Source organism: Sphingomonas aerolata (assembly GCF_003046295.1).
GTDB classification, from domain to species: Bacteria; Pseudomonadota; Alphaproteobacteria; order Sphingomonadales; family Sphingomonadaceae; genus Sphingomonas; species Sphingomonas aerolata.
This window is the reverse complement of record NZ_PZZN01000001.1, coordinates 879,920-905,915: the sequence shown is the minus strand read 5'-3', so window position 1 is coordinate 905,915 and position 25,996 is coordinate 879,920. Positions and strand designations below refer to the sequence as shown.

Genomic DNA, 25,996 nt, shown 5'->3' with positions numbered 1-25,996 from the left:
CATCAGGTGAACCACCTTATTGATGGCTGGCGGTTCATCTTCTAGGAGTTCCGCCGAATATCAATGTCCGTACGACGATCGTAGGGACCAACATCGTCTGAGGGATTATAATGCGCATAGCGATGGTGGGATCGGGTTACGTTGGTTTGGTGTCGGGCGCATGTTTCGCCGATTTCGGACATGACGTCATCTGCATCGACAAGGATGCCGGCAAGATCGCGGCGCTCGAAAACGGCATCATGCCGATCTACGAGCCGGGTCTGGATGCACTGGTGGCGCGCGGCGTCGAGGCCGGGCGGTTGCGCTTCGGTACCGATCTTGCCGCGAGCGTGAAGGGCGTCGACGCGGTCTTCATCGCCGTCGGTACGCCGTCGCGGCGCGGTGACGGTCATGCCGACCTGTCCTATGTCTATGCCGCCGCCGAGGAAATTGCCGGCGCGATCGACGGCTTCACCGCGATCGTCGACAAGTCCACGGTCCCGGTCGGCACCGGCGACGAGGTCGAGCGGATCATCCGCCGGGTCAATCCGGATGCCGATTTCGCAGTCGTGTCGAACCCCGAATTCCTGCGCGAAGGCGCCGCGATCGACGATTTCAAGCGTCCCGACCGCGTCGTGATCGGCAGCGACGACGAGAAGGGTCTTGCGGTCATGCGCGAGATCTATCGTCCGCTCGCCCTCGGTCGTTCGCCGCTGGTCGAGATGAGCCGGCGTGCTGCCGAGCTGACCAAATATGCCGGCAATGCGTTCCTCGCGACCAAGATCACCTTCATCAACGAGATCGCCGATCTGTGCGAGAAGGTCGGCGCGGACGTGCAGGACGTCGCGCGCGGCATCGGCCTCGACAACCGCATCGGCTCCAAGTTCCTGCATGCCGGCCCCGGCTATGGCGGTTCGTGCTTCCCCAAGGACACGCTCGCGCTGCTCAAGACCGCGCAGGATCACGACGCGCCGCAGCGCATCGTCGAGGCGGTCGTCGCGGTGAACGACAATCGCAAGCGTGCAATGGGCCGCAAGGTCATCGCCGCGGTCGGTGGCGACGTTCGCGGCAAGACGATCGCGGTACTCGGCCTGACCTTCAAGCCGAACACCGACGACATGCGCGACAGCCCGGCGATCGCGCTGATCCAAACGCTGCAGGATGCGGGCGCGACGATCAACGTCTATGATCCCGAGGGTCATGAGCAGGCGAAGGCGGTCATTAAGGACGTGACCTATTGCACCGGTCCCTATGAGACGATGGAGGGCGCCGAGGCGCTTGTCATCGTGACCGAATGGGACATCTTCCGCGCGCTCGACTTCAAGCGCGTCAAGTCGCTGCTGGCGTCGCCGGTGCTCGTCGACCTGCGCAACATCTATCCGCGCGACATGGTCGAGAAGGCCGGGCTGACCTATCACGCGGTCGGCCGCTGATCGACCGGGACGGGCGGCGCGCCGATCGGTGCGCCGCCTGTCTAATTAAGCCAAGGGCCAGTCCGGTTATTCGACCAGGCTGGCATATTGCATATGATCCGGGTCCCGCATCGTGTCGGGGGGGATGACCGCATCGTCGGTATCGCTGGTGGCTGGTGTGCCTGCGTCGGCGCCGGTCGCCGCTGCAGGCGATGCCGCTGCTGCAACCGCGATACCGGGTTCGCTCGGTCCGGCCCCCGATCTCACGACGACGATTCCCGCCTGTTCGGGCGCTTCGACCGCGGATCCGCAGGCGGCGAGCATCGCCAGCGCTGCGATGCCGACCATGCCGCGCAGGGCAGCGCCAAAGGGCTGAGGTCGACCACCATCATAAAGTGAGCGCGGCAGGACACGGTTCCGAGCATGCGGGCGAGCGGCCAGGGCCGGCGCGGCGGACGCGACGGCGCGATGCGCGTCGTGGATCAGGGGCATTGGAAATTCTCCGTTGGCACCCGATCCTTCACTCGGCCGATGCAAAGGAGGTCTCTTCAAACCTGGTTAGCGGCGGGTTTAGGGTAATGCAGATCCTGTTCTACCATGATCGACCACTGCTGCCGGGGCCGGCGCGTCCGGCCGGCCGGATCAGCGCCCGGGCAGGGATGGGCGCAGCACGTAGATGATATAGCCGACACTGGCCGCAAGCACGAGCACGGCGGGGATCGCATAGCCTTCGTTGCCGAGCCAGTTGCTCAACGCACAGGCGATCGCGGGCGGCAGATAATGCCACACCGTATCGACCGGCTCATCCTCCATCGAGCGTTGCAGATAGAGCAGCGCCAGGCCCGCAAATACTGCGACGCTCAGCCAATCGTAAATTGTTTCCATGATATACTTCCCAAGCCGCCCGGAACCCGGTCGGCGCCACATTCCGTCAGAGGCGATCCCTATGCCCGGTCCTTCTAGATTTTCTCATCGTCTCGGGCAAATGCAGTATCTTGCCCCCGCTCTCGCGGTGGGACTGCCCTGACGACGACCACGGCGCTGCGCCCGACCCCGAGCGGGCGCGACGTCTAGGCCTGACGGGCTCGCGACCGAGCAGGTGCAGTCGGGGATCAGCCAGCGTCAGGCGGTGCTGTGCAAGGCGGCGAAGATCGACGATGCGAAGGGCTTCGCGCCCAAGGTCAGCCCGACGCCACCTTCTTGAATTGCGCGAGCATTGCCTCGGACAGTCGCATCGGATCGAGCGGCTCCAGATCGGGGCGGCCGCCCGGTGGGCTGGTGCGAAGCATGTCGATGTTCGCGCGCAGCGCCGGCGGCGCGAGTGGGGGATCGAACAGCGTGACCCAGCCGCCAGCGATCTCCGCCGCCAGGCTGGGCAGCGTGCCGACCGCGGGGGCGAGTAGCGGGCGGTCGAGCGACAGCGTGACGAGCGCGGTGCCCGAATTGAGCGTCGAAATCTGGTTCATCAGGCACGCGTCGCAGGCGGCGATCGCCGAGGCGAAGCGCGCATCGTCGAGCGGACCTGTCACGACACGGATCGTCCCGTCGGATCGCGCCGCGACGCCGGCCAACTGCGCGGCGATGTCGTCATCGCCCGCATCGCCCGCGATCAGCAGCATCTCGTCGGGCCGGCGGATGGCGAGGAACGCCTCGGCGGCCTCGACGAGGTTCTTGCTGGGGCGGAGCGACCCGATCATGCCGAGCACCCAGATACCGTCAGGAATCGCCCAAGCCGCGCGCGCTTCGGCACGAGGGATCGCCGGATAGTCCTCACGATAATGCGGGTGCGGAATGATCGTCCCCGCGACCGCGGCGATCGCCGGATGCGCGGCGCGATAGTGCTCGAGCGAGGCCGCGGACAGGCCGATCAGGTGATCGATCTGGCCGAGGAGCCGTGCATGATAGGCGTGCCAGACCCGGTGCCGCCAGCCGGTCAGGTCGCGGTGCGGCGTGACATTGTGCGCGGTGACGACGAGCTTGCCGCCCGATCGACGGATCCCCCGCGCGGCGTTCAGCACGCGCGCGGCCTTGGCTGCGACGATCGCCGGGTTGTTGCTGCCCGAGCCTTCGAAGATCCCCTCGGGCCAGTGGATGTGGAAGATGTCCGCGGCGGGAATGCGCCGCATTAGCGGCCGGAACGCGGTGATCGAGGCCGCGGGCGCGCGGAACGCGCCGTACATGCGGCGGACATAGGGGTTGAGGTCGCTCGGATCACCGGCGGGCCAGGCGAGGACGCGGAGCGGATCAGCCACGGGCCACCGCCGTCCGCGCGAAGCGGATGAGCGCGAGCATGTCACGGCGGCCGATCACGAACAGCGCCGCGGCATAGACGACCGCGCCGACCGCGACGTGGATGACCAGCGCGAGCAGCGGGGAGGGGACGTCGATCATCCGGTGCAGCAGAAGCAGCGCCCCGACCATCACCGCGGATGCGGCAAGCGAGGGTGCTATGCGCGCAGCATAGGCCATCGGTTTTATCCTCAGCAGGTGGAGGGCCGCGCCGACCGAGAGCGGGTAGAGCAGGACGGCGCGGACGGTGAAGCCGATCGCGAGCGCCTGGAGACCATAGCGCACGACGACGAGGAACAGCGATATGTTGCTGACCGCGTAGATCGAGGTGAGGACCGTCTGCCAGTGCGGCTTGTCCTTCACCAGGATGATCGCCTGATTATACTGGCCGATCGTCGTCAGATAGGCGGTGCCGGCGATGATCGAGATGATCGGTGCCGCCTCCATCCATTTCGCGCCGAGCGCGACGCGCACGACCAGATCGCTGACCGCGATGAGCGACAGGAACATCGGCGCGGTGATCGCGGTGGTGAACGAGACCGCGTTCAGAAACGCGCCGCGGAGCCGTTCCTCGTCGTCGCGAAGCCCGGCAAAGGTCGGCAGCGCGACGCGCGACAGTGCGGATGCCATCAGCTGGTTGAGGCCGAGCAGGATGCGCTTGGCCGCGTTGTAGATGCCCGTCGCCGACGCGCCGAGATAATAGGACGAGAAGAACGTGTCGCTCTGCGTGTTGGCGAAGTTGGTGAAGCCGGTGATCGCGACATGGCGGCCATAGCGCCAGGTCGCGAGCAGCTTTGCGCGTTCGACGCGCAGGCTCGGCCGCCAGTCGCTGACGACCCAGAGCAGGATCGTCGACAGCAGGGAGGTGGTGAGCTGCTGGACGACGAGCGCGGTCAGGCCCCAGCCGTTCATCGCGAGGAACAGGCCCGCACCGCCGCCGACGAGCAGCGCGAGGATCGAGCGGATCGCGAGCGGCTTGAACAGCAACTGGCGCGTCATCCACGCTTCATGCGTGCGCGACAGTCCCGAACTGAGCAGCAGGACGGAGGTCAGCCGGAGCGCGAACTCGATCCGCTCATTGTGCATGATCTCCGAGATGAACTGCGCCGACAGCAGCATCAGCGCCGCGCCGATCACCGCGCCGATCTGGATCAGCAGGAAGCAGGCGTTGTAGTCGCCGGCGTCGGGCGCACCGCGCGAGACGATCGCGGTGGCGAAGCTTTCGACCGAGATCTGCTTGAACAGCTCGACGAAGAGCAGACAGGTGGCGAGGATGCCGAAATCGGCGACCGGGACGAACCGTGCGGTCACCAGGAAGACCAGGAGGTTGATGACCTGGACGAGCGCGCTGTTGACGACTGACCAGATTGCGCCGCGTCCGACCTGTTTACCTAATGAGGGGGCAGCCATGACTCACTCCCACAGATCGTGCGGGAATGTCGCGAGCAGCGCCTGGGGATCGAAGGATATCGGCGGTGCGCCCCCCATTTCGAGCGCTTCGGCGACACTGTTCGCGGAGTCGATGCCGGATCGTCCGGTCCCGCGCGCATAATCGTCATATTTGAACGGCGGCTCGGTCTCGGTCAGGCGGACATGCCGCGCGGGAATGCCGAAGGCCTCGGCGATCACGACGCCGTGGAGCGAACTTGCGAGCACCAGATCGGCGCCGACGATCTGCTCGACGACTGCGTTCCAGCCGCGCAGCGGCGACACGAACGGCAGGCCGAGCGTCGGCGCGAGCGTGAGGTCGTGGAGGTTGGGGACGAACAGGACCGGCCGGGCGCTATGCCGCTTGAAGCGGTCGGGGAACAGCGTCGGCAGCAGCAGCGCGGGGTCGCCATAGACCGCCGGGACGTCCAGCCCGCGCTCCGAAAGGAACGCCGCCGTCAGCGGACCGCGGACCGCGCGGATGTCGAGTGCGTCGAAGGCGTGGCGGTCGGCGGGAATCTTGCCGTTGACGCCCGAGCCCCAGACGGTGTCGCCGGTCTTGGCGAAATGCATAACCGATCCGACCGTGAACAGCGTCGCGTCGCGCGCCGTCTCCTCGTCGAGGCTGCGGCCGTGCAGCGCGAGAACACGCTCGGCGACGACCGTCGCCAGCCGGTCGCCGAAGTTGATCGCGCTGCCCGCGGGACGCCATTCGAACACGTCGACGCGCGGATAGCGGTCGTCATAGGACGGCGGTGGCGCATGGCGCAGACGCGAGAGCGCGCGGTGCAGGCGAGGAGGCATCATCTGTTTCATCGCTTCATCCGTTGTCCGAGCGTCGCGGCCAGGAAGGTCGCGTTCCCGACCAGATAGCGAGACGCCATCCGTCGGGGCTCCTGCAGAAGGCGGAAGGTCCATTCGATGCCCGCGCGCTGCATCCAGAGCGGCGCGCGGACGAACTGGCCCGCAGTGAAATCGAGAAAGGCGCCGATGCACAGGATCACCGCACCGACTGCGCCCGCATTGGCGGCCGCCCATTTTTCCTGCCGCGGCTGTCCCATGCCCGCGAGCACGAGTCGCGCGCCCGATGCGCGGATCCGCTCCGACAGGGCGGGTGCCTCGTCGGCGCTGAAAAAGCCGTGATGGCTGCCCGCGATACGGATGTTCGGGAAGCGCTCCGCGAGGATCGCAGCGGCCTTTTGCGCGACGCCCGGCGGGCTCCCGAGCAGGAAGACGCCCGTTCCCGCCGGCAGTGCGGCGAGCACCGCGGGCGTCAGGTCGGTGCCGTTGAGATTGGCCGGGAAGCGTGTGCCGTAGAGCAGCCGACTGGCGATATCGACGCCGCTGCCGTCGTTGAAGAACACGCCCGCCCGCGTCGCGGTCACGAAGGCGGGATCCGCCCGCGCAAGGTTGACGCTGTGCGCATTGCAGAAGCCGAAGATGGCCGGACCGTCGCCTTCTACCGCGGAAACGACCTGTGCAACGGCACCCGGTACATCGGTGGCGACCACATCAATGTGGCCGATGCGCCGGATCTCCATCATGCCCACCATGCTCAATCGATCAGGATCGAGCCGAGAACGGGGGTGGCATGCTCCTGCAGCACGGCCGCGGCGTTGCGCAGCGCGCGCGCGTCCGACCGGTTGCGGCGCGCGACGATGATCGCCGCGTCGAGTCCGAAACACGCCTCGAGCTGTGTCGCGCTGGCGGGGCCGGCATCGAAGATCACCAGCCCATAATGATCGCGCAGCGGATCGAGCGTGTTGGCGAGACGCTGCCGGTCGAAGAGCTCGGACGCGTTGGGGACGCTCGGACCCGCCGACAGCAGCGACAGGCCGGGGATCGCGGTGGTCTGGGCGATCGCCTCGACGCGGCCGCCCGATGACAGCAGCGTCGACAGACCGGTGCGGTTGGGCAGGCGGAACAGCCCGTGCTGACGCGGTGCGCCGATGCCGCCATCGACCAGCAGCGTCGAATAGCCGGCCTGGGCGCACGCGACCGCCAGATTGGCGGTGAGCACGGTGGTATGCAGCGTTTCGTCGTCGATCCCGATCATCGCGATCCCCTGAAGCGGGGAGCCGTCGGGACGGACGTCGCGCGTCACGATCGCGCGAATGTCGCGCGCGGTGACCGCGATGGGATCGTCGGGCGCGAACGCCGCGACGACCAGCGGATCGACGCGCTCATCGCCCTCGGGAAGAACCGTGAAGCCCTGCTGCAGCTCGATCGCGCGGCGCACCTGCTCCTCGGTCGCAAAGCCGAGCTGGACCGCCGCCTCGCCGAACAATAGCCCGGTTTCGGCCTGGCGATGCTCGATCTGGCGATGCGCCTCGGGCGACAGCGACAGCAATTTGCCCAGAAGCTGCCGCTGGCTGGGCGCTTCGGCGCCCGGCGCGACCGCGGGACGAACGACATTTGCCGTTTCGCTCGAACGAAGCCTCATGACGTCTGCCTTCCACCCAGCAGCGACGCGACGCGCGACTGCGAAAACGATACCGAGCCCAGCACGGGCACACCCATGGCGGTCGCTGCGCCACTCGACGTCCGCACCCGCGGCCGCCACAGTTCGAGCGCCAGCGCCGTCCCCGCTGCCAGCATTCCGCCCAGCACGAGGCCGAGCGCCAACCGCATCGGTACGTTGGGCGAGGAGGGGAACATCGGCGGCTGCGCGACGTCGAGCTGGACGACGTTGGTCGACGGCGCCTCGCTCTGGAGCCGCATCGTGCCGAGACGCTGGGTCACGGTGTCATAGGCCGCACGGGCCGAATCGACGTCGCGCTGGAGCACGTCGAGCTCGGCGCGGTCGCCCGCCAGCGACAGCATCTTGCCGCGCTGCTGGTTCAGCAGGGCGCGCATCTGGCTTTCCTTGCTGCTCGCCGCACCGCTGGCGACACGCACCGCATTGGTGCTCGTCCCGGTCTCGACCGCGAGCCGGCGACGCAGCGCCGACAGTTCCGCCTCGGCGGCCTGGCGCTGCGGGTGGTTCGGACCGAGATCCGCGCTGAGCTGTGCGACTTCGGCCGTCTTGGCCGAGATCTGCGTGCGCAGACCCTGGACGACGCCGGCCGACTGCACGTCGAGCCCGGTGCTGCCGCCGCCAGCGCGCGCGCCGGCATCCGCCGCCGCCGCTTCGGCTGCGGTCAGCTGGCCGGACAGTTCGGTCAGGCGGGCGGCGTCGGTGTTGTTGGTCGTCGTGTCGACGATACCGGTGCGACGCTGGAACGCGGTCAGCCGGCCCTGTGCCTGCTCAAGCGCGGTGCGGACCTCGCGCGTGCGATCCTCGAACCAGCGTGAATAGGTGCGGGCGGGATCGGTCTGCAGTTGCAGGCGCGCTTCGAGGTAGCTGGTGGCAAAGCCATTGGCGACCTGGGCCGAGAATTGCGGATCGGCCGATTTGAAGCGGATCGCGAGCACGCGCGAGGTCCGGCCGGGTATGACCTCGAGCCCGCTGAGCAGCTGACGACCATACCAGGCGTTGACGTCGCCGGTGCCACCGGTGCGCGCACGCCACTGGTCAGCAACCTGCGGGTTGGCGGCAAGCTTCAGGTCGCGGACGACCGCGGCGGCAATCGCCTCGCTCTGCAGGACGTCGGCCTGGGTCGCGACAAGCGCGGCCACGCCATCCTGCTGCGGCGCCGCCTCGTCGGTTACAGACTGGGCCGGGCCACCGTCGAACAGCAGCGAGGACTGCGCGACATAGGTCTTGGGCGTGACGGCCGTCCAGAGTGCGACCAGCACGACGATCAGCAGAATGATCGCCAGCTCGATACGCCAGCGCGCCTTGAGCGACGCGATCAGATCAGCGGGTATTAGCAAGGTTGCTCTCCTGCGGTGCGCCAAGCCGGGCCGCCGTGGTGGAAACAGGGGTCGTCATCAACAGCGCGATCAGCATCTGCGGCGCGGTACTGTCACGGAAATACACGCCATCGTGTTCGCCGTCATTGCCCCGTTCGCGGACCAATGCGGGGTCTAGCATCGAAATGGCACGATCATATCGATCGGTATCAAGCAAAACGACGTCCATCGTCGCGGCGGCGCGGGCCAAAGCTTCGAGCGCATCGCGCTGTTCGAGTGTGCAGCCGAGCACGACCTTCGCGAACAGCCGCGCATCGGGCTCGTTCATCTGCGCCCAGTGGCTGAACGCATCGACGAAGCCGGTGCGGGTATGCGCCTTGGTGACGATATCCGCGTCGCTGCTGACAGCGGCGAGCGACGAATGCCCGGCCAGCATGCGCAGGTGATAGGGCGAGCCACAGGCGGCATCGGCGATCATCGCGCGCGCATCGGTATCGAAGCGGACGCCGGTATTGGCCTCGCCGCGTGCGATCAGCGCGTCGACGCTGTCGGCGCCGATCCGGCCCAGCGACACGATCCGCATGTGACGGCGGAGCGACGGGTGGCCGGCGACGACGTCGGACACGGTCCGCGCGATCCCGACCAGCACGAACAGCACCGGCACGAGCGCGTCGGACAGCAGCTTCATCGCCGCCGCGACGTCGCTCTTCACGCTCGCATCCTCGATCCGGTCGAACTCGTCGAAGATCAGAATCGTCGGCGCGGTGACGCGGTCTGCCACCAGATCGACGAACGCCCGCGGGCCGAAATTCTCCGGCATCTGTTCGAGCTTCTGCGCAAAGGCACGCTGTCCGCCGGGCGCGAAGGCTGCGGGCGGGAGCGCATCGAGATAGAGCCTGATGATGTCGGCGAAGGTCGCATGCGGTTCGCACGCGAAATAGAGCACGACGGCGCCCGATTCATCCGCATGCTCGCCGAGCACGCGCACCAGCGACGTCTTGCCCGAGCCGCGTGCGCCGTGGATCACCGCATGCTGGTGAAAGTCGAGCGTCGCGGCGAGCAGATGGTCGAGCTCGACCGCGCGTCCGAACAGTTCGCCGCGGGTTCGCACCGGGCGTGCGGCATCGAACGTGTCCGCGATCCTGCGCCGGTCGCCGATCAGCCGCGTCGCGGTGCTTGCCGGGGCGGGATCCGCGGGCAGGTCGACGACCGGCGCGGCGGGCGGGGTGTAGCGATGCGTCAGCTCGATCACGGGGGGCTCGGCCCATCCGCGGCCGTCCAGCCAGCGCGTCAGCGATGCAATCCATGACTTCAACATAATTCTTGTATCTGCCTTGCCGATCCGGGGAGCGGGTACGCGACGTTGCTGCAACGCACAATAGGATTGCGGTACGGCTCCACGGGGCCACTATACCCTGTGATCATTAAGATTTGTGCCGTATCAGGATAGACATTTGCGGTTTGTCCCCGGTCTTGTCGGGTTGCACGCTGTACATATACGGCCCCCACAGGGCGCCGCCTGCCCAATAGGTCCAACCGAGCCAGACGTCCGAGCCCGCGTCAAGTGTGCCGAGCACCGCATCGAGCGCGGCGAGGCAGTTCGGGTCGCTGCTGGCGCCGAATTCGCCGAGAAATCCCCGTGCCTTGTTGGCGCGCAGCCAGGCGGTGGCCGAATCGAATGCCTGTGCGGCGGCCTTTGGCGACACGCATTCCGGATGCGTTCCCGAGGAGTCGGCATCCGGATATTGGTGCATCTCGAACGCCATGTTGTTCGCCGGGTCGACGAGCGTTTTCAGCGCTTCGCCGTTCGAGTCGCTGCCTTTCGTCCAGGAATGGGCACCCGACCAGTTCGTCCCCGGGACGAGCACCAGATTGCGCGCGCCTGTCGCGCGGATCGCCTGTAACGACGCCTCCGCAATCGGTCGCCACGCGGTGGCGGAGAGGCCATTAGGTTCGTTCATCACGCCGAACGCGATACGCTTGTCCCCGGCATAATGGCGGGCGAGGCGGGTCCAGAGGTCGGCGAGCATCGCGCCGCGCGGGTCGATCTGGTCGAGCCGTTGGCCCCGGTATTTGGCGTAATTGTGCACGTCGAGGATGATCAGGCCGAACCCGCCGAGCCCCGCGATCGATTCGTCGAGCCGTGCGAGTTCCGCGGCGTCGATCGGGGCATTGGGCTGCGGTTGCAGCCGTTCCCAGAGAACGGGCACGCGGATCGCATTCATGCCCGCGGCGACGAAGGGCGCGGTCTCCTGTGGCTTGGGGTAGAAATAGTCGAAGCCGTAGCGCCCGGGAATGCGCTTGGAGGCAAAGCCGCCCGTCGCGATGTTGACGCCGGTATAGCGCGGATGCGCGGGCCTGCGCGGCCCTGTCGCGGAGGGGGCATCGGCGGCGGGATCGAGCGTGATCGGCAGACCGGTCCGCGCGGGCGCAATCATGACCGCAACGCCAGCCGTCGCGACCAGCGCAGCGCCTCCCAGCGCGATGAACAGGCCGTTATGTCGCATCGGCACGCCCATCACCCAAGCCGGTGACCCGTGCAAGCATCACTCGACCAACGCCGGGGGAATCGCGACGGCTGGTCCGGGTAGCGGGGTGCCCCGGCGCCGGCGGCGACGGACATGGGGGGGGCAGGAGGGCATGAAAAAGGGCGCCCCTTTGCCGGAGCGCCCTCTTCTCAGGCCGTGGCCGCAGACGTCAGGCTGTTGCGAAACAGACCTGGCGACGACGAACGCGCAGGGCATCGCATGAAACGAAACATTCCGGCCCCCGGAAGCCGATCACTGATTCAGAGCCATTTTTCATTGATGAAGACCGAGTCCTCGGCCTTCAGTTCGCCGTCGAGATCGACCTTCTTCAGCTTCTCGCCGTCGCGGAAGATCGTGACGTTCCGTGTCGATCCGGCGAGCGTCGGACCACCGGCGCGGGCAAGCGCTTGGCGAACCGTCATCCCGGTCTTCAACGGGAAGGATCCGGGCGAATTCACCTGGCCATAGACATAGATGACGGGCGCGACCGGAACGAAGAGCGTGTCCTTCGCCTCGAGCAGCGTCGCCGCGCTCCATTCGCCGCTGAGGTCCGACAGGAGGATGCGGTGTTCGACCGGATCGCCGACGCGCTTCAGGATCGCAAAGTCGGCGCTGGTCCCACGCGTGCCGCCCGCGCGGGCGAGCGTCATGCCGACGGTCAGCTGCAGATCGAGCGGATAGATGCCGGGGGTTCCGACCTCGCCGAACACGGTCACCGAACTGCTGACGAACTGCGTGACCTCGACATTGACGACGGGCTTGACGAAATAGCCGCCACTCCGCAGCCGGGCGGCGATATCCGCGGCGAGTTCGCGCGCGGTCTGGTTGCGCACCTGGACCGCGCCGAGGAACGGCAGGGTGATCGTGCCGTCGCTCTTGACGCGCGTCTTGACCACCTGGCCCGGGCCCTGGCCAAAAATCGTCACCTCGACCTCGTCATCGGGGGCCAGCCGATAGCCGTCGTTGGGTACGGCACCCGCCGGCGCGGGTGTCGGGCGCGCGGTTGGTACCTGCGCCCCGGCGGCCGCAGCGGCCATGAGCAACGGCAGAACAAGCGAATGCGCCATGCGGATCTTCATCATCATCCCCTTAGAAACGGGCCGTGACACCCGCCGATGCGGATGTGGCCGTATAATCGTAAATCGCATTGTCGGCTGTGCGGCGCTGATGCGTGACGCTCAGGCTGAGCCGTAGCGACCGGTGAAAATCGAATGCATAGCTTCCGCCGACGACGTTCAGCCTGTCCTTGCCGCGTGGTGGCTGAAGCGTGAGCGCCAGATCCTCGCCGCGCGGGTCGCGTCGCGCGCGCTGGGCGAACAGCGTGGCGGTGCTACGCGCCGAGAGCAGATAGGACACGTTGAGATTATAGCTGTCGGCGATGATATAGGTCGCGCCAAACGAGCTCTGATTCTGCACCGCACGGCGGCCGGAGCCGACGATCGTGAACCGGGGCACCGGGCGTATCGTCACCTGCGCGTCGAACGACGGGCCGCTGAAGGACGGCACGGCCGCGCGCTTGGGGTCGGCATGCGTGATGCCGCCGCCAAGCCGGAAGCTGACGCGCGGCGCGACCGAACGTTCGAAGACCAGCTGGACGTCGGTGATCATCGTCGAATCGTCGATCCCGGTCAGATCCTCGATACCCGGGCGCGCGATCTTCGCAACCGAGCCAATGAGCTGCAGCGTACCGAGGCTGGGCCGCCCATAGCCGATCCCCGCGCGCAGCGCCGACTGGTTCGTGTCCAGAACCTTGCGGCTGCTGTTGGTGAGCGACACGCGGTTGACACCCACCGCGGGAAAGAACCCCGCCGCGGCGCGGCAGCTCGCGCCGACGTCATAGACCTGGCGCAGGAAGCTCTCGGTCACCACGGTGTTGGTGTCGCCGAGATCGAACTGTGCGCGTTCGAGCGCCGCGCTGCCGGTCACGCTGCAGGGCGCGCCGACCGGGGTCGTCACGCTCGAGGTCAGGTTGATCCGCTCGCGATCGAGGCCGCTGAACCGGGTGTTGAAATCATAGCCGACCGTGCCGCCGGCGGTGACGCGGGTGCGTCCGAAGATGCGGTTCAGGTCGACCGCCAGCGCCGGCGAAACGCGGATATTGTCGCGCGGCCCGCTCCCGCGCGCGTCGTTGAGACGCAGCACGTTGCTGTCATAGACACTGGTGATCACCGGCACGACACGAAACCGGTCGACATTGCCCGCGACGGGCACGCTGACGGGTGTGTTGACGTTGACCGTCTGTGCCTGCGCACCGCTCACCAAACCGCCAGTCATCGCCGCCGCGAGCGCGACCTTGCCGATCCGTGCAGTTCGGTCGTCTCGAGCCCTTCGCATTGTTTCCCGTCATGTTTTCAATTGCTACCCGCATGATGCGCGGTCGCATTTGTCCTTCGAGCTATTCCGGCGCTTGTCAAATCTCGACTCGCGGCACCGGGCCCAAGGGCACCGCGTCTCGATAAGTGAAAAGCGCGATCAGGTCGAGTGACGGCGTCGCACGGTGCTGTCCCTTGATCGTACACCGGGTCGCGACGATTCGGGTGTCAGGCCTCGGCGATCAGGCTGAGAACGTCGCCGATCAGGCGTCGCATCGCGTCGCGCGCACCATCGGCATCGCGCGCGGCGATCGCGACGGCGACCGCAGCATGGTCGGCGATGTTCGCGCTGCGCCCCTTGATCCGGTTGGTGAAGCGGATCGAGGTGCGAAGCGCGGTTTCGACCACCGACTGGAACTGTGCGTAGAAGGGGTTGCGCGACGCGCGCAGGACGGCGACGTGGAACGCGATGTCCGCGTCGAGCGGATCGTCATAGCTGCGCTCAGCAGCGGCCATCCGCGCCAGCCCCGCCTCGATCGCAACCATGTCCTGTTCGGTGTGGTACAGCGCCGCGAGCGCCGCCGCTTCGGGTTCGATCCCGATCCGCAACTGGTTGAACTGCTGCAGCAGTTCGACCGAGAATTTGCGGTCGAGCAGCCAGCGCAGCACATCGGTATCGAACAGGTTCCAGCTGCTCGATGGCTGGACGATCGTGCCCTGTCGCGGGCGCGCGCTGACCAGTCCCTTGGCGGTGAGCATCTTGACCGCCTCGCGGGTGACCGATCGGCTGACGCCATGCGCCACCGCGATCTCCGCCTCGGTGGGGAAGGGCCGATCCGTATATTGGCCGGTCACGATGGCCTTGCCGAGCAGGTCGAGCATGCCATGCGTAAGGTTCCGTCCCAGATCCCGATTCTCCAGGGCAACGACGTCGGTCAGCACACGCTCCATAAAGCCTGTGTGGCGCAAACCGGTCCGGCTGTCACCCACTGCAAGCGTCTGGGTGGCGTGGATTGTCATATAATTCTGCCGCGCGTGTGCCGGGAAGGCGCTGCGGAAGGGCGAACGGGCAATAACGCTATCCCCGGAAGACCGAACCGCCTAGACGGCGCGCTCCCCGGGGGGCCGCTGACGCGCGGCTGAGAGGTGGGCTGCAGCCCATGACCCGCTGAACCTGATCCGGTTGATACCGGCGTAGGGAGGGCTGGCGGCGCGTCCGTCGTCCCTCCGTGTGGAGTGGACGCAAGACCGTGATGATCCTTCGATTTGACCTGATGACGGGCCGGCCGCCCCGTGTTGCATGTACTGCGCTGGCAGTGGCACTTGCTGCTGTGGTGGCCTTCGCCCCCGCCAGCGCGCAGACGCAGGCGGATTCGCGGGACGGCGCCGACCCGGTCGATATCCGCGTGGTCGGCCTTCTCGATCCCGAGGGGCTGCTCCCCGACCAGACGGTGCCCAAGTCCGAGAGCGCGATCGCCGCGGCGTTCATCACCAAGCAGGCGCCGACGCTCAACGCGTTCCAGCTGGTCAATCTCCTGCCCGGCGCGACCGTCGCGTCGAGTGATCCTTACGGTCTGTCGACCAGTTCGAGCCTGACGTTGCGCGGGCTGGGGCAGGACGAGATCGGCGTGACGATGGAGGGCGCGCCGCAGAACGACATTGGCTATTATTACGCCTATCCCTCGCAGTTCGCTGATACCGAGAATCTCCAGCGGATCGCGCTGGCGCAGGGCGCGGTCGATATCGCGTCGCCGACCCTGGGCGGTGCGGGCGGGTCGCTGTCGCTCTGGCTCGACGATCCGAGTGCGGCGCCGCGCGGGCTCGTCGACCTGTCGATCGGATCCTATGCGGCGCGGCGCGGCTTCGTCCGGCTCGATAGCGGACGGATCGGCCAGACGGGGCTGCGGGCCTTCGTCTCTTATTCGAACACGCGCGCGAACAACTGGCGCGGTGCCGGCCATGACACGCGCCAACATGTCGATGCCAAGCTGCTCGGCGAATGGGGCAACGGCAACCGCGCGAGCCTGGCGCTGTCGTTCAACGACGCGAACTCGTCGACCTATCGCAGCCCGACGCTCGCCGAATGGCGCGCGCAGGGACGCGATTTCAACTTCGATGCGCGGTACAGCGCGGGCAACACCAATTACTGGCGGCTGTACCGTGCGCCGTTCCGCAACCTCTATGCGTCGGCGCCGGTGCATCTGGCGCTGGGCGCAGGGGTAACGCTCGACAGCACCAGCTATCTGCAGTTCGGCTACGGCAATTCGCCCTATGGGACGCAGCTCGGCACGACCGGCAATTTCCTCGGCATCGAGCCGCTCGCCGATCCGATCGCGCTGCCGGGTGCGGTCGACGGGGTCGCGACGGTGCTGGGCAATTATACCGGCGACCAGCGCCGCGCCGGGACGGTCAACACGCTGACAATCGAGCGCGGCATCCACCGGCTGACCGCGGGGCTGTGGTTCGATCACGGCACCGACCGCGTCGTCCAGTCCTACACCGCGGTCGGCGCCGACGGCGAACCGGCCGATCGCTGGGGGTATCGCGCAAAGGCGATCCGGACCGCGGACGGCCGGTTGCTCGCCTATGAGAACCAGCGGACCGTGACGGTGACCAAGGCGGCGTTCCTGGCCGACCATGTCACGCTGACCCCGCGTCTTGCGGTCGATATCGGGTTCAAGGGCGTCAACGTGCTGCGCAGCGGGCGCAACTACCTGCCCGGGCCGCAGGACCGCGTCCGCCTCGACAGCTTCGCCGCGCTGCCGCGGGCGGCGGTGCATTACGAGATCGACGACCGGCAGCAGCTGTTCGCCAACATCACGACGAACTTCCGCACGCCGAACGAGTTCAAGCTCTACGACAGCTATGCGGGCGGTGCGCTGGTCAGCGCGGGGACGACCGCGCTCAAGAACGAATATGCGGTCTCGCAGGAGCTGGGCTATCGCTATATCGGTACAGCGCTGTCCGCATCGGTGACGGGGTTCCATTATGATTTCCGGAACCGCCAGCTGGCGACGGTCATCAACAATGGTGGCGCGCTGGTCAATTCGACGCTGAATGCCGGGGGGCAGAGCTCCTACGGGATTGATGCGGAGATCGACTATCGCCCGGCGCGCGGTGTCAGCGTCTATGTCTCGGGCGAATATCTGCGCGCACGGATCAGCGACGACCTGCCGGTCGGCGACGACTATCTGCCGACCCGCGGCCGGCATGCGGTCTCCAGCCCGACCGTCCAGGTCGGTGGCGGCGGGACCTATGACGACGGACGGCTGTTCGGCAGTTTCGTGGTGAAATATGTCGGGCGGCAATATGCGACCTTCGTCAATGACGAGAGCATCAAGGGCTATGCGACGCTCGACCTGTCGGTCGGCGTGCATCTGGCGTCGATGCTCGACGGCAAGCGGACCGACCTGCGGCTGAACGCGATCAACGTGACCGATCCGCGCGTGCTGGCGGGGGTGCAGTCGGTCTCGACCAATGCGCGCGACGTGATCGGGCGCGGCGGGACGCTGATCGCGGGATCTGCGCCGACCTATTATGTCGGGAGTGGTGCGGCCGTCATGGCGACCATCTCCCGCGGCCTGTGACCGATGCCGGCGCGATGAGCGGCGCGGGCTCGCCGGCGGCGCATCTGGTCCACGGGATGGGCACCGACATGGCCGCGCCGAGCTGGCCGGCAATCACCGCCGAGGAAGCCGCGACCGTGGTCGCGCAGTTCCCGGCCGCCGGTCGACTCGCGCGCGTGCACTGGCATTCGCCGCGGCCCTTCTCCGCGGCGGCGCTGATCGAGACCGGGCAGGGGATGTTCCTGCTCAAGCGGCATCACCGCCGTCTGCGGACGCCCGATCAGCTGGGCGCGGAACACCGGTTCATCGCGCATCTGCGCCCGCACATTGCGGTGCCGGAGGTCATGACGCTCGCCGCCAGCGACAGCGGCGCGCTGGCCCGTGGCGACTGGACCTATGAACTGCATCGCAAGGCCGCCGGCGTCGACCTGTATCGCGACCGGCCCTCCTGGACGCCGTTCCTGTCGCTGGCGCAGGCGCGGGCGGCGGGCGTTGCGCTGGCGCGGCTGCACCGCGCGTCGCAGGGGTTCGATGCGCCGGCGCGACCGCCGCAACCGCTGGTCGCCAGCTTCACCATCCTGCCCGATCCCGACCCGATCGCGGCGACGGAACGCTATATCGCGGCGCGGCCGGCGCTCGCCGCCTTCCTCGCCCGGAGGCCGTGGCGGCGCGAGTTCACATCGCTGTTCAGCGTGCTCGGCGACGGGTTGCAGCCACGGCTCGCCGCGCAGCCGGCCTTGTGGACGCATAATGACTGGCATCCCTCCAACCTGCTCTGGGAGGAGGAGGACGTGCGGACCGTCATCGATTTCGGGCTGGCGGACCGGACCTGCGCGCTGCACGACCTGGCGATCGCGCTCGAACGCAGCGGTGTCGCCTGGCTGGCGCTCGGGCAGGGCGCGGACGCCACGATCGGCCAGCCCGAGGCGGCGTGTGCGCTGCTGGCGGGCTATGCGGCGACGACCGCGTTCGGTGCGGAGGACGGGGCGACGCTCGTCCGGCTGCTGCCGCTGGTGCATCTCGAATTCGCCTTGTCGGAGGTCGCGTATTTCGCAGGGGTGCTCGGCGACATGAGCGCGGCGGCGCTGGCCTGGGACGGCTATCTGATCGGCCATGCGGCGTGGTTCCTGTCCGAACCGGGGCAGGCGTTCCTCCGCCGGATCGCCGATGCGGAGCACGGCGCGTGACGATGCTCGAGATCGCCGCGGTCGCGGTCAGTTTCCTCGGCATCTGGCTGACCGCGGTGCGGCGGCTGTGGTGCTGGCCGGTCAACCTGCTGGCCTGTGCGCTGTACTTCAAGCTGTTCCTCGACGTGCGGCTCTATGCGGACATGATGCTGCAGGCGGTGTTCGCGGGTGCGCTGCTCTATGGGTGGCGCAACTGGACGCGCGGGCGGCAGGATGCGGGCGACGTCGCTGTCGTGCCGCTACGGCCGATCCCCGCGCTGGCGGGGCTCGGCGCGGGTGCGGGTGCCGCGATGGCGATCGGCTTTGTCATGAGCCGCTATACCGACGCGGCGCTGCCCTGGATCGATGCGACGCTGAGCAGCTTCAGTCTGGTCGCGCAATATTGGACCGCGCGGCGGCACAGTGCGAGCTGGCTGCTGTGGATCGTCGTCGACATCGTCTATGTCGGGATGTTCGTCGTGAAGGGCCTGATGCTGACCGCGGGGCTCTATGCGGCGATGATCCTGCTCGCGCTACTGGGCTATCGACAGTGGCAGGCGGCGCGTCAGAACCAGGCGCGCACACCGAGCGCGAGCGAAACCCCGCCGGTCCTATCGCCATCGCTGCGCGCATAACGGGCAGTGGCGCCGTGGCGCCGTTCCCAGGACAGCCCGACATAGGGCGCGAGTTCGCGGCGGATCTCGTAGCGTAGCCGCAGGCCGAGTTCGGCGGTGGACAGCCCCGCGCCGATCCGGCTGCCGGGCATGTCCTGCGCGGCGAGGTTCAGCTCGACACGCGGCTGGAGGATCGCACGCTGGGTGATGCGCTGGTCGTACCAGGCCTCCGCACGCGCCAGCACGTCGCCCTTGTCGGAAAGGAACAGCGTGCCCTCGACGTCGAACCAATAGGGCGCCAGACCCTCGACCCCGAGCGCGGCATAGGTCCGCTTGTCGCCTGCGCCGAGATCCTGGCGGACGCCGGCCTGCAGGTTCCAGTACGGGTCGAGCGCGCGCGAATAGAGCGCCTGCACTTCGGCGGCCTCGACCCGGTCGCCGAAACCGCCTTCGCCCTCGGTCTTGACGACCAGCCGGTCGATATCGCCGCCGAACCAGCCCGCGCCGTCCCAGCGATAGCCGTCGCGACCGTTGCGCACCTGGACCTCGGCGAGGTTGAAGAGGATCTGGCTGAAGCGCATGCCGCCATGCTCGTCGCGCATCATCCGGTTGGCCTTCGCCATCGTTGCGGGATCGTAGAAGCGCGCCGCCGCGAGCGTGGTCGGCGGCGCGGGGGGCGGTGCGGTGCCCGCGGGCTGGTCGGTGCCCGCCGGGGCGGCGGGACCGTCAGACGCGGTCGGGGTGCAATGGCCCATCGCGGCGTGTTCGGGCGGGCACGGGTCGGCGGCGGCTGAGATGGCTGGCGGTGGGGCGGTCGCGTCACCGGCGGCGGGTTTGCAATGGCCCATTGCGGCATGCTCGGCCGAACAGGCGGCGGTCGGGGACATGTCCATCGCCGGCATTGCTGATGCAGCGGGCTTCGCAGCGCGCGCACGCGCGGGCGTCGTTTTGCGTACCGCGGGTTTTGCCGGGGCGGTCTTTTTGGGTGCCGGCCTTTTTGGTGCGGGCTTTTTGGGCGCGGGTTTGGCGGGCATCGCCATGCCGGGCATCTTCATTCCGTGCATGTCGTGCATCTGTGCCGCGGCGGGCGTGGCCGTGACGGTCGCGAGGAAGAGAGCGAGCGTCTTCATGCCGCTGCTCCCGCTTCGCTGTCGGGGCGGACGGTGACGACCTGCATCATGCCCGCGTGCATGTGGTAGAGCATGTGGCAATGGAACGCCCAGTCGCCGACCGCATCGGCCGTGAGGTCGAAGGTCGCGGTGCCACCGGGGGCGACGTTGATCGTGTGCTTGCGCGGCGCATGATCGCCGTGCCCGGTCACCAGCTCGAAGAAATGGCCGTGCAGGTGAATCGGGTGCGCCATCATCGTGTCGTTGACCAGAGTGACGCGGACGCGTTCGCCCTGGCGGAACGGGATCGGCGCCTTGACCTCGTTCAGCTTTACGCCGTCGAACGCCCACATATAGCGTTCCATGTTGCCGGTCAGGTGGATCTGCAGCTGCCGCGACGGCGCGCGCAGGTCGGGATTGCGCTCGAGCGCGACGAGATCGCGGTATACCAGCACCGTGTGGCCGGTGTCGCTAAGGCCCTGCGGCGGCTCGCCGGTGCGATCCATCGACATCGGCGCGACGGTCTGTACGGTCGGCGTCTTCGGCAGGCCCGGCGCGTTGGCAAAGTCGCGCATGCTGTGGCTCATAGCGGGCATCGGCGCCTCGCCGGCGGGAGCCTTCACGGGCTTGTCCATGCCCGGCATCGTGCCGTGGTTCATCCCCGCCATGCCGCCCATCGCGCCATGATCCATCGCGGCCATGTCGCCCATGCCCATGTCCTTCATGGTCGCGAGCGGGCGTTTGCGCAGTGCCGGGACCGCAGCGACCATCCCGATGCGCGGCGTCAGCGTGGCGCGCGCCATGCCCGACCGGTCCCAGGCCTCGGCGACGAGCGTGTGGGCGACGGGCGCGGCGGGTTCGACGATCACGTCATAGGTTTCGGCGACCGCGATCTGGAACTCGTCGACCGCGACCGGACGCACGTTCTGGCCATCGGCCTGCACGACGGTCATCTTCAGCCCCGGAATGCGGACGTTGAAGTTGGTCATCGCCGAGGCGTTGATGATGCGCAGGCGGACGCGCTCGCCGGGCGTGTATAGCGCGGTCCAGTTGTCCGCGGGGCCGTGTCCGTTGACGAGATAGGTATAGGTCGCGCCCGTCACGTCGGACACGTCGGTCGGGTCCATCCGCATCCCGCCCCACATCCGCCGTTCGCCCGCCGGCTGGTCCCGGCCCGCGAGCAGGCCGCCAAGCGTCTGCTTCTGATAGTTGAAATAGCCGCCCTGGAGCTTCAGCCTGCGGAAGATGGCATGCGGGTGAAGCGGGCTGTGATCCGACAGGACGATCACATGTTCGCGGTCGGACACGATCGGATCGGCGCCGGCGGGATCGATCACGATCGGGCCGTAATGCCCCATCTGCTCCTGCAGCCCCGAATGGCTGTGATACCAATAGGTCCCCGCCTGCACGACGGGGAAGTCGTAGGTGAAGGTGGTTCGCGCCGGGATGCCGGGAAAGCTGATTCCGGGCACGCCGTCCATCTGGAACGGCACGAGCAGCCCGTGCCAGTGGATCGACGTCTCCTCGTCAAGGCTGTTGGTCACCGACAGCCGGACCTGCTGCCCCTGTTTCAGCCGGATCAGCGGCGCGGGGCTGGTGCCGTTGATGCCGATCGCGTGGCTGCGCGTGCCGTCGATCGTCCGCGTCAGATGCGCCACGGTCAGCGCGATATCGGTGCCGGACAGCACCGGCAGCGGGGTCGCGATCCCGGCGGACACGGGCTGGGCCCAGGCGGGCAGCCAGGGCAGCGCGAGCGCGCCGCCGCCAAGCGTGGCGTCGCGCAGGAATTGGCGGCGGGTCGGTCGGGTCATGCGGATCCTCGGGCCGGGAGCGGCCACGTCTGTCAGGTCATACGCCGCCGATCGGCTTGCCCCTCACGACGTTAGACAAATCAGGCCGCGGCGGCGAGCGCGGCGCGGGCGCGACGGATCCGGGTCTCGACCGCCTTCGTGCTGATCCCCAGCGCCTGCGCGGCCTCTGCCTGGCTCAGCTCGTGGATCGTGCACAGCAGCAGCGGCTCGCGCAGCGGGGCGGGAAGCCGCGCGATATCGGCCAGCGTGCGGGCGAGGTCGTCGCGACCGATCGCGTTCGTCTCCGTATCCGCCGCCCCGTCCGCGACCCGCTCGCCCGCCTCGATCGGCAACACGCGGGCGAGCATATGGCGGACGCGGCGGCGACGGTGCCAGTCGCGGCATTTGTTGATCGCGATCCGCGCGAGCCATGCGCGCAGCGACCGGTCGCGGTCATAGCGGGACAGCGCGGCGTGCGCCGCGACAAAGCTGTCCTGCAACAAATCGAGCGCCTCGTCGGGATCGCCGATCTGCGCGAGGATCAGGCGGTAGAGCGGCTGTTTGTGCCGCCGCATCAGTGCCGTGAACGCCGCCTGCCGGTCCGCCGCGGGCCCGGCGAGATGCGCGGCGACCAGCGCGGCGTCGTCATAGGCATCGAGATCGATGCTCGTGCGGCGCACGGTCCTGTCGGGGCGGGGCGGGATCAATGCGCGGGGGTCAGCGCCTGCACGACGACCCGGTCGAACGCCGCGGTCTGGTCGGCGCGCATCACGCCGCGCATTGCAAAGACATGCGCGAGCGTCGCCTTTTGCAGCGCGCCCATCGTCCGGTGCGACCGGTCGACCGCGGCGGCGACCGCGGGGCCATTGGCATGTTCGCGCTCGATCGCGGCAGCGAGACGGACATTGTCGGCGCGCAGCTCCGCTTCCAGGGCCGCGCGGCGGACCGCGAACTCGGCCTCGAGCCGGTCGAGCGCCGCCTCCTGCGGGGCGTCGAGCACCACGTCGCGGTGGAGCAGCGTGTGAAGTTCGGTGCCGTGCGCTGCGCCCGGCGCCCGGATCCAGCCGCCGATAAACACACCGGCGATCGCCGCGAGGAAGGCAAGGACGATCGTCGGTGCCGCACGCCGGACCACGGACGTCACTGCCCGAGCAGCAAGGTCGAGGGAGCAAGCGCGCCGTCGATTCCGATCGGGATCGACGCCTGCGCGGGCGCGCCATGGCCGATCGGTGCCGCCCCGCCGATCAATCCCAGCACCAGCGCGGTACCGACCGACCACCGCCCGACCAGGAGGCTGGTGTGCCGACTGCGCGCATTCTCCGCGATGCTCTCGAACACCGACGCCTCGACGCCATCGAGCGCGCGCGGCACCGGCATCGCCGCCAGCCGGGTCAGTCCTTCATCGACAGGATCCTGCATCGTCCGCTCCCTCTGCATCCAGACATACGCACCGCCGCGGGCGATCCCGCATGATTTTTGCCGGCTGGCGAGAATGGGTTGCCGCCGCCGTGCCGCCGTTAATGCTTGAAGCAGTGCGCGCGGTGCCATTGCAGGAAATGGGGGTGCGGCCGATCGGCTGTGCGAGCCGGCGCGGTGGCATAGCCACTCGCGTTGACGACCCCGCGGATCGTGTCGGGATCATTGGCCTGGCGCGATACGAGGATGGCGAGATCATCGGCGAGCGGCAACAGCCCGCGGTCGAACATCCAGTTCGCGGTGCCCGACAGCGCGAGCCCGTTGCTGACGATATCGGGGCCGTTCGCCTCGACCGGGCGGATATGCGCCGCCTCGACCTCGGCACGGCCGCCGCCGTTGATCAGCTTCAGCCCGGTGATCGCGCATCGTTCGTCATAGGCGCGCAGGACGGTGCGGCGGAATATCCGGTCGCGCACGATCCGAGACGTGAGGCTGGCGATGCGCGGACGATCGCCCTCGATCAGGAACGGGCTGCGCTCCTCGTGCCAATGGCCATCGTCCACCGTGTCGGCCACGTCATCGCCGGTGCGCGGCAGCAGCGGGGCATCGTCGTCGAGGCCGAGCGCGACGATCCGGTTGAAGTCGGCAGCGGAGATCGGGCGCACGGCGGATTGCGCGTGGCCGGATATCCGCCCCTGATCGTTGAGAACGCCGCGTTCGACCGGACCGTCAACTCCGGCAAAGGGCACGGGGGTTGCGAAGTCGAGATAGGAGCCGGGCTCGATCAGCGCGCGATACATTGCCGGCGCCGACGGATCGGGGATGATCCGCTCGACCTTGGCGACCGCGAAATAGCCGCGCGTGGCCGCGACCTTGCGGGGTTCGTAATAGAGAATCCAGTCGCCGATACTGGGCTGCGCACGGCTCAGATACTGGGCTGGGAACTGGTATCGTTCGGCCGGGCTGTCGTCGTAGATCGAGTCCGAGCGGTGAATGAAAACGCCAAAGGCCATTGCTGACCTTAGCGCATCACTTCAGATCCACCAGCCGTGACCGCGCCTACCTAGAGCGGAGGATCAGACGAACATTTCCATCTGGCGCGGCTTCGGCGCCACGATCGGGCGGAGTTCGGCGCGGTCGGACAGCGCGACCGGACGCCAGTCCTCGGCGATGATGAACGGGCGGATCTTGGCGACCGACACGGTCAGCCGCGCGACATCGGCAAGGTGGAGGCGGCGCCAGCGGCGGCTGGTCAAGATGCCGTTGACCGCCTTCACGCCGAGCCCGGGGACGCGGAGCAGCATCTCGCGCGGCGCACGATTGACGTCGACCGGGAAGCTGCCGCGGAACTTCAGCGCCCAGGCGAGTTTCGGATCGATGTCGAGCGGCAGCATGCCGGTCGCGTCGTCCGCCGCGGCGACGACCTCGTGCGGCTGGAATTCGTAGAAGCGCATCAGCCAGTCGGACTGATAGAGCCGGTGCTCGCGCATCAGCGGCGGGCGTTGCAGCGGCAGCACCGCACTGGCGTCGGGGATCGGGCTGAACGCCGAATAATAGACGCGGCGAAGACCGAACCGGTCGTACAGCGTCGAGGCCTTGCGGACGATGTCGCCATCGGTCGCGGCATCGGCGCCGACGATCATCTGCGTCGACTGGCCTGCGGGGGCGAAGCGCGGCGCGGACTTGTACTTGGCCTTGGCGTCCTTGCCGTCGACGATCGAGGCCTTGACCTCGCGCATTGCGGTCTCGATCCGGACGCCGTCCTTTTCTGGGGCGAGCCGCTTGAGCCCGCCTGCGGTGGGCAGCTCGACATTGATCGACAGGCGATCGGCATAGAGCCCCGCCTGATGGACGAGCTCGGGATCGGCGTCGGGGATCGTCTTGAGGTGGATATAGCCGCGGAAATGATGATCCCCGCGCAAGCTGCGCGCGACCTCGACCATCTGCTCCATCGTGTAGTTGGACGAGGCGATGATCCCCGAGGAGAGGAACAGCCCCTCGATATAGTTGCGCTTGTAGAAGGCGATCGTCAGGTCGACGACCTCCTTTGCGGTGAAGCGCGCGCGGCGGACGTTCGAGCTCTTGCGGTTGATGCAGTAATGGCAGTCGAAGATGCAGCTGTTGGTCAGCAGGATCTTGAGCAGCGAGATGCATCGACCATCGGGCGCATAGGCGTGGCAGATCCCCATGCCCTCGGTCGAGCCGAGCCCCTTGCCGTCCTTCGAATTGCGCTTGGCAGTGCCCGACGACGCGCAGGATGCGTCATACTTCGCGGCATCGGCCAGGATCTCGAGTTTCTCACGGGTGTCGAGCTGGGCCATACGTTCATCTTACGTTCCGCACAGATGCCTGTCGATTGATGCGGATCAACTGTCCGGGGATTATCCAAACAGGCCAGCGACGTAGCGGATGATGTCGACGAAGCTGCCGAGGCTGATCGGGAGGAGCATCAACGCGAGCGCATAGACGAGGAGCATGCGGCTGAGCGCCTTCTCATGGCGGAAGGCGGGCTTGCGCGGCGGGAGATCGTCCTTGCGCGGCCAGATCGTCGAGTCGTCGAGGAACATCCGACCATTATAGCGCGATTGCTCG

General features: G+C 67.7%; 25 protein-coding genes and 1 riboswitch. Of the genes, 4 read left to right on the top strand and 21 right to left on the bottom strand.

Features of this window, described 5'->3' with window-relative positions:
- Window positions 1-110: 110 nt before the first annotated feature.
- Window positions 111-1,412 (top strand): UDP-glucose dehydrogenase family protein, encoded by a 1,302-nt coding sequence (locus C8J24_RS04145; RefSeq protein ID WP_031396235.1) that lies wholly within the window; start codon window positions 111-113, stop codon window positions 1,410-1,412.
- 66 nt (window positions 1,413-1,478) lie between these two features.
- On the opposite strand, the gene C8J24_RS04140 is transcribed toward C8J24_RS04145, so the two are convergent.
- The 13 genes from C8J24_RS04140 to C8J24_RS04080 form a co-directional block, all read right to left on the bottom strand.
- Window positions 1,479-1,739: a hypothetical protein gene (locus C8J24_RS04140; RefSeq protein ID WP_107930482.1), complete on the bottom strand. Its 261-nt coding sequence runs from the start codon at window positions 1,737-1,739 to the stop codon at window positions 1,479-1,481.
- Between the two features lie 294 nt (window positions 1,740-2,033).
- Window positions 2,034-2,276 (bottom strand): XrtV sorting system accessory protein, encoded by a 243-nt coding sequence (locus tag C8J24_RS04135; RefSeq protein ID WP_031396237.1) that lies wholly within the window; start codon window positions 2,274-2,276, stop codon window positions 2,034-2,036.
- Window positions 2,277-2,572: 296 nt separating this feature from the next.
- On the bottom strand, window positions 2,573-3,643 hold the full coding sequence (locus tag C8J24_RS04130) for a glycosyltransferase family protein (protein ID WP_107930480.1): 1,071 nt from the start codon (window positions 3,641-3,643) through the stop codon (window positions 2,573-2,575).
- Window positions 3,636-5,090, bottom strand: coding sequence for a lipopolysaccharide biosynthesis protein (locus C8J24_RS04125; protein ID WP_107930478.1), 1,455 nt, complete (start codon window positions 5,088-5,090; stop codon window positions 3,636-3,638). Before C8J24_RS04125 ends, C8J24_RS04130 begins: the two co-directional genes overlap by 8 nt.
- A 3-nt stretch (window positions 5,091-5,093) precedes the next feature.
- Window positions 5,094-5,915, bottom strand: a complete 822-nt coding sequence (locus C8J24_RS04120) for a polysaccharide pyruvyl transferase family protein (RefSeq protein ID WP_208620907.1) — start codon at window positions 5,913-5,915, stop codon at window positions 5,094-5,096.
- A 5-nt stretch (window positions 5,916-5,920) separates the two neighbouring features.
- A complete protein-coding gene (locus C8J24_RS04115; protein WP_107930476.1) occupies window positions 5,921-6,661 on the bottom strand; it encodes a WecB/TagA/CpsF family glycosyltransferase in 741 nt (246 codons plus the stop codon).
- Between the two features lie 2 nt (window positions 6,662-6,663).
- A complete protein-coding gene (locus C8J24_RS04110) occupies window positions 6,664-7,551 on the bottom strand; it encodes a CpsD/CapB family tyrosine-protein kinase (protein WP_037530233.1) in 888 nt (295 codons plus the stop codon).
- A complete protein-coding gene (locus C8J24_RS04105; RefSeq protein WP_146163634.1) occupies window positions 7,548-8,924 on the bottom strand; it encodes a GNVR domain-containing protein in 1,377 nt (458 codons plus the stop codon). The genes C8J24_RS04110 and C8J24_RS04105 overlap by 4 nt, the downstream gene beginning before the upstream one ends.
- Window positions 8,908-10,218: an ATP-binding protein gene (locus C8J24_RS04100; RefSeq protein WP_167396689.1), complete on the bottom strand. Its 1,311-nt coding sequence runs from the start codon at window positions 10,216-10,218 to the stop codon at window positions 8,908-8,910. The genes C8J24_RS04105 and C8J24_RS04100 overlap by 17 nt, the downstream gene beginning before the upstream one ends.
- 109 nt (window positions 10,219-10,327) lie before the next feature.
- The gene (locus C8J24_RS04095; protein WP_244180510.1) at window positions 10,328-11,410 is read right to left on the bottom strand and encodes a glycoside hydrolase family 5 protein; all 1,083 of its coding nucleotides are present in this window, start codon (window positions 11,408-11,410) and stop codon (window positions 10,328-10,330) included.
- A gap of 281 nt (window positions 11,411-11,691) precedes the next feature.
- The gene (locus C8J24_RS04090; RefSeq protein WP_160172665.1) at window positions 11,692-12,510 is read right to left on the bottom strand and encodes an SLBB domain-containing protein; all 819 of its coding nucleotides are present in this window, start codon (window positions 12,508-12,510) and stop codon (window positions 11,692-11,694) included.
- Between the two features lie 10 nt (window positions 12,511-12,520).
- Window positions 12,521-13,765: an outer membrane beta-barrel protein gene (locus C8J24_RS04085; RefSeq protein WP_107930468.1), complete on the bottom strand. Its 1,245-nt coding sequence runs from the start codon at window positions 13,763-13,765 to the stop codon at window positions 12,521-12,523.
- Between the two features lie 206 nt (window positions 13,766-13,971).
- Window positions 13,972-14,694 carry a FadR/GntR family transcriptional regulator gene (locus C8J24_RS04080; protein ID WP_056673965.1) on the bottom strand — a complete coding sequence of 241 codons (723 nt, stop codon included), beginning with the start codon at window positions 14,692-14,694 and terminating at the stop codon, window positions 13,972-13,974.
- A gap of 164 nt (window positions 14,695-14,858) precedes the next feature.
- A riboswitch (TPP riboswitch) is annotated at window positions 14,859-14,947 on the top strand.
- A 70-nt stretch (window positions 14,948-15,017) separates the two neighbouring features.
- Here C8J24_RS04080 and C8J24_RS04075 point away from each other — a divergent pair.
- The 3 genes from C8J24_RS04075 to pnuC are packed head-to-tail and all read left to right on the top strand — an operon-like array spanning window position 15,018 to window position 19,110.
- On the top strand, window positions 15,018-17,330 hold the full coding sequence (locus C8J24_RS04075; RefSeq protein ID WP_107930466.1) for a TonB-dependent receptor: 2,313 nt from the start codon (window positions 15,018-15,020) through the stop codon (window positions 17,328-17,330).
- A gap of 14 nt (window positions 17,331-17,344) precedes the next feature.
- Complete coding sequence (locus tag C8J24_RS04070; RefSeq protein ID WP_107931438.1) at window positions 17,345-18,496, top strand: phosphotransferase enzyme family protein; 1,152 nt, start codon at window positions 17,345-17,347, stop codon at window positions 18,494-18,496.
- Window positions 18,493-19,110: a nicotinamide riboside transporter PnuC gene (gene pnuC, locus C8J24_RS04065; protein ID WP_107930464.1), complete on the top strand. Its 618-nt coding sequence runs from the start codon at window positions 18,493-18,495 to the stop codon at window positions 19,108-19,110. The genes C8J24_RS04070 and pnuC overlap by 4 nt, the downstream gene beginning before the upstream one ends.
- On the opposite strand, the gene C8J24_RS04060 is transcribed toward pnuC, so the two are convergent.
- The 8 genes from C8J24_RS04060 to C8J24_RS04025 all read right to left on the bottom strand — a co-directional run bounded on the left by C8J24_RS04060 (window position 19,041) and on the right by C8J24_RS04025 (window position 25,971).
- On the bottom strand, window positions 19,041-20,219 hold the full coding sequence (locus tag C8J24_RS04060) for a copper resistance protein B (protein WP_107930462.1): 1,179 nt from the start codon (window positions 20,217-20,219) through the stop codon (window positions 19,041-19,043). The two genes, pnuC and C8J24_RS04060, sit on opposite strands and share 70 nt — an antisense overlap.
- A complete protein-coding gene (locus C8J24_RS04055) occupies window positions 20,216-22,009 on the bottom strand; it encodes a copper resistance system multicopper oxidase (RefSeq protein ID WP_107930460.1) in 1,794 nt (597 codons plus the stop codon). Before C8J24_RS04055 ends, C8J24_RS04060 begins: the two co-directional genes overlap by 4 nt.
- 80 nt (window positions 22,010-22,089) lie before the next feature.
- Window positions 22,090-22,668 (bottom strand): RNA polymerase sigma factor, encoded by a 579-nt coding sequence (locus C8J24_RS04050; protein WP_420894088.1) that lies wholly within the window; start codon window positions 22,666-22,668, stop codon window positions 22,090-22,092.
- 23 nt (window positions 22,669-22,691) lie between these two features.
- Window positions 22,692-23,123, bottom strand: a complete 432-nt coding sequence (locus C8J24_RS04045) for a periplasmic heavy metal sensor (RefSeq protein WP_107931436.1) — start codon at window positions 23,121-23,123, stop codon at window positions 22,692-22,694.
- Between the two features lie 5 nt (window positions 23,124-23,128).
- Entirely contained in the window at window positions 23,129-23,407 is a 279-nt protein-coding gene (locus tag C8J24_RS04040; protein ID WP_056673976.1) for a hypothetical protein, read from the bottom strand.
- 98 nt (window positions 23,408-23,505) lie between these two features.
- A complete protein-coding gene (locus tag C8J24_RS04035; RefSeq protein WP_107930458.1) occupies window positions 23,506-24,417 on the bottom strand; it encodes an HNH endonuclease in 912 nt (303 codons plus the stop codon).
- A gap of 63 nt (window positions 24,418-24,480) precedes the next feature.
- Complete coding sequence (locus C8J24_RS04030; RefSeq protein WP_107930456.1) at window positions 24,481-25,725, bottom strand: putative DNA modification/repair radical SAM protein; 1,245 nt, start codon at window positions 25,723-25,725, stop codon at window positions 24,481-24,483.
- 60 nt (window positions 25,726-25,785) lie between these two features.
- Entirely contained in the window at window positions 25,786-25,971 is a 186-nt protein-coding gene (locus C8J24_RS04025; protein ID WP_031394247.1) for a hypothetical protein, read from the bottom strand.
- Window positions 25,972-25,996 lie beyond the last annotated feature (25 nt).

Coding starts and splice junctions, on each gene's coding strand:
- C8J24_RS04145 (WP_031396235.1), top strand. CDS start 111: ATGCGCATAGCGATGGTGGGATCGGGTTACGTTGGTTTGGTGTCGGGC.
- C8J24_RS04140 (WP_107930482.1), bottom strand. CDS start 1,739: ATGGTCGGCATCGCAGCGCTGGCGATGCTCGCCGCCTGCGGATCCGCG.
- C8J24_RS04135 (WP_031396237.1), bottom strand. CDS start 2,276: ATGGAAACAATTTACGATTGGCTGAGCGTCGCAGTATTTGCGGGCCTG.
- C8J24_RS04125 (WP_107930478.1), bottom strand. CDS start 5,090: ATGGCTGCCCCCTCATTAGGTAAACAGGTCGGACGCGGCGCAATCTGG.
- C8J24_RS04120 (WP_208620907.1), bottom strand. CDS start 5,915: ATGATGCCTCCTCGCCTGCACCGCGCGCTCTCGCGTCTGCGCCATGCG.
- C8J24_RS04115 (WP_107930476.1), bottom strand. CDS start 6,661: ATGGTGGGCATGATGGAGATCCGGCGCATCGGCCACATTGATGTGGTC.
- C8J24_RS04110 (WP_037530233.1), bottom strand. CDS start 7,551: ATGAGGCTTCGTTCGAGCGAAACGGCAAATGTCGTTCGTCCCGCGGTC.
- C8J24_RS04095 (WP_244180510.1), bottom strand. CDS start 11,410: ATGCGACATAACGGCCTGTTCATCGCGCTGGGAGGCGCTGCGCTGGTC.
- C8J24_RS04090 (WP_160172665.1), bottom strand. CDS start 12,510: ATGAAGATCCGCATGGCGCATTCGCTTGTTCTGCCGTTGCTCATGGCC.
- C8J24_RS04085 (WP_107930468.1), bottom strand. CDS start 13,765: ATGCGAAGGGCTCGAGACGACCGAACTGCACGGATCGGCAAGGTCGCG.
- C8J24_RS04080 (WP_056673965.1), bottom strand. CDS start 14,694: ATGGAGCGTGTGCTGACCGACGTCGTTGCCCTGGAGAATCGGGATCTG.
- C8J24_RS04075 (WP_107930466.1), top strand. CDS start 15,018: ATGACGGGCCGGCCGCCCCGTGTTGCATGTACTGCGCTGGCAGTGGCA.
- C8J24_RS04070 (WP_107931438.1), top strand. CDS start 17,345: ATGAGCGGCGCGGGCTCGCCGGCGGCGCATCTGGTCCACGGGATGGGC.
- C8J24_RS04060 (WP_107930462.1), bottom strand. CDS start 20,219: ATGAAGACGCTCGCTCTCTTCCTCGCGACCGTCACGGCCACGCCCGCC.
- C8J24_RS04055 (WP_107930460.1), bottom strand. CDS start 22,009: ATGACCCGACCGACCCGCCGCCAATTCCTGCGCGACGCCACGCTTGGC.
- C8J24_RS04040 (WP_056673976.1), bottom strand. CDS start 23,407: ATGCAGGATCCTGTCGATGAAGGACTGACCCGGCTGGCGGCGATGCCG.
- C8J24_RS04035 (WP_107930458.1), bottom strand. CDS start 24,417: ATGGCCTTTGGCGTTTTCATTCACCGCTCGGACTCGATCTACGACGAC.
- C8J24_RS04030 (WP_107930456.1), bottom strand. CDS start 25,725: ATGGCCCAGCTCGACACCCGTGAGAAACTCGAGATCCTGGCCGATGCC.
- C8J24_RS04025 (WP_031394247.1), bottom strand. CDS start 25,971: ATGTTCCTCGACGACTCGACGATCTGGCCGCGCAAGGACGATCTCCCG.